The sequence below is a fragment of the Nocardia sp. NPDC060220 genome, from assembly GCF_042727815.1.
In the GTDB taxonomy this organism is placed as follows: Bacteria; Actinomycetota; Actinomycetes; order Mycobacteriales; family Mycobacteriaceae; genus Nocardia.
In genome coordinates this window covers 1-2,400 of record NZ_JBHWZY010000970.1, presented here as the reverse complement: position 1 = coordinate 2,400, position 2,400 = coordinate 1, and the positions used below count along the sequence as shown (strand labels likewise).

The window sequence follows — 2,400 nt, the reverse complement described above, 5'->3', positions numbered from 1 at the left end:
CCATCCGACACCTCGGATGGCGGCCGCTTTTTGGTTGTGTCGGTGGCCGCGCGTAGAACTGACCTATGACTCAGGACGGCGTCGCGCAGGCCGGCGCTCCGGCGAATTCGGCGGAGCAGCCGTATCCGGTGCGCTCGGTCGCGGTGAAGGTCGCCCAGTGGATCGAACGGCTCGGCAGCATCTGGGTGGAGGGGCAGGTCACCCAGATCAATCTGCGCCCCGGCACCCGCACCGCGTTCCTGGTGCTGCGCGATGCCTCGGTGGACATGTCGCTGTCGCTGACCTGCGACCCCGACCTGTTGCGCAGGCTGCCGGTGCCGCTCACCGAGGGCAGCCGCGTGGTCGTCTACGGCAAGCTGCACTTCTTCACCGGCCGGGGCACGGTGTCGTTGCGGGTCACCGAGATTCGCGCGGTCGGCATCGGTGAGCTACTGGCGCGGATCGAGCGGTTGAAAGCCCTCTTGACGGCCGAGGGCCTGTTCGATGCCAGGCTCAAACGGCCGCTACCGTTCCTGCCCGCGACGATCGGGCTGATCACCGGACGGGCGAGCGCGGCCGAACGCGATGTCCTGTCCGTGGCCCAGAACCGTTGGCCCGCAGTCCGATTCGTCATCCGCAATACCGCGGTGCAGGGTCCGACCGCAGTGCCGCAGATGCTCGAAGCGCTGACCGAACTCGATCGCGACCCCGAGGTCGAGGTGATCGTGCTGGCGCGCGGCGGTGGCAGCGTCGAAGATCTGCTGGCCTTCTCCGACGAAGCACTGTGCCGGGCGGTCGCCGCCGCGCGCACCCCGATCGTCAGCGCCATCGGCCACGAGCCCGACAATCCCCTGCTCGACCTGGTCGCCGACCTGCGCGCGGCCACCCCCACCGACGCCGCCAAACGCATCGTCCCCGATGCCGCCGCCGAACTGGCCGGGGTGCGTGAGATGCGGGCGCGCTCGGCGGCCGCGTTGCGCGGCTGGGTCCAGCGCGAGCAACACACCATCACGCAGTTGCGATCGCGCCCGGTCCTCGCCGATCCCCTGCGCGAGCTGAACCACCGTCACGACGAGCTGGAACGCTTGCGCACGGCCGCGAGACGCACTGTCGACCAGCTGCTGCGCAGCGAGTCGACGACCACCCTGCACCTGCGCGAGAAGCTGACCGCGGTGGGTCCGGCCGCCACCCTGGCCCGTGGTTACGCTGTCGTGCAGCGCGTCGCCGGTCCCGAACGGCATGTCGTGCGTTCGATCGATGACTCCCCCGCGGGCAGCCAGCTCCGCATCAGGGTCGCCGACGGAGCCGTCACCGCCGCGGCACTGGGCACCCAGCGACTGACGCCAGAGACCACCGACGAGAAGAGGACGTGACCGTGGCCGACGCCGGTTCCGAGAACACCGCTGCCGACACCCTGGCCGAGATCGCGGCCTTCGGCTACGAACGCGCCCGCGACGAGCTCATCAACGTGGTGAAGATGCTCGAACAGGGCGGCCTCGACCTGGACGACTCGCTGGTGCTGTGGGAGCGCGGCGAAGCCCTGGCCACCCGCTGCGAACAGCATCTCGCCGGTGCGCGCCGCCGCGTGGAAGACGCCCTGTCCCGCGCCGACCTCGACACCGCCGACTGAGCACACGCACCGACATCGCACCTTTACCGCCGCGAAACACCGGCCGGGCACGCTGATGCCGGGTCGGTCCGCCGAGGGATCGCCCTCCGGGCGACGCGCGGAGAGTTCGAACGACGGAGTACGGCCGATGTCACCCACCGATTCGCTGACGAGCCTGCGCGCCGACCTGGGTCCTATCACCTTCTCCACCGACACACGCAAGCTGCGCACCAAGAGCCGCGACCGGTTCGCGCAGAGTCCGGTCCTGCGAGACCTGTTGCGCGGGCGCAATGCCGAGATCTTCATCGCGCCGCGCGGCAAGGACGAGTTGCGCACCGCGGTGGCCGCCTGCGCGCGTCATCGCATCCCGATCACCGTGCGCGGGGCCGGTTCCGGCCAGTTCGGTCAGGGTGTGCCGCTGCGCGGTGGCGCGGTGATCGATGTCACCGCGCTCGCCGGCGTCATCGGCTGGCACGGCGAACCCGGCAGACGCCCGCCGACCACGGTGCGTGCGCTCGCGGGCACCGTCGTGGCCGATATCGACGCCGCGATCCGCCCGTCCGGTTGGGAGCTGCGGATGCATCCGTCGACGGCGCACCAGGCCACCATCGGCGGCTACATCGCGGGCGGACACGCGGGTATCGGCAGCTGTCGCTGGGGCATCCTGCGCGACACCGGCAACATCACCGCGCTGGAAGTGATGACGGTGGAGGAACACCCCCGGCTCGAGGCGGATCAGCAGCACGACCGCGCCGACGACGAGGACGGCGAGCACGGTGACGGTGAGGACGGTGACCAAGGGGACCTCGCGG

General features: G+C 70.5%; 3 protein-coding genes. All 3 read left to right on the top strand.

Features of this window, described 5'->3' with window-relative positions; translation table 11 throughout:
- Positions 1–65 precede the first annotated feature (65 nt).
- Positions 66–1,352 carry an exodeoxyribonuclease VII large subunit gene (xseA, locus tag ACFWF3_RS32410; protein WP_379317654.1) on the top strand — a complete coding sequence of 429 codons (1,287 nt, stop codon included), beginning with the start codon at positions 66–68 and terminating at the stop codon, positions 1,350–1,352.
- Positions 1,349–1,609 carry an exodeoxyribonuclease VII small subunit gene (locus tag ACFWF3_RS32405; RefSeq protein WP_378638114.1) on the top strand — a complete coding sequence of 87 codons (261 nt, stop codon included), beginning with the start codon at positions 1,349–1,351 and terminating at the stop codon, positions 1,607–1,609. Before xseA ends, ACFWF3_RS32405 begins: the two co-directional genes overlap by 4 nt.
- A 127-nt stretch (positions 1,610–1,736) precedes the next feature.
- On the top strand, positions 1,737–2,400 hold a 664-nt coding region (locus ACFWF3_RS32400; protein ID WP_379317652.1), incomplete at its 3' end, for an FAD-binding oxidoreductase.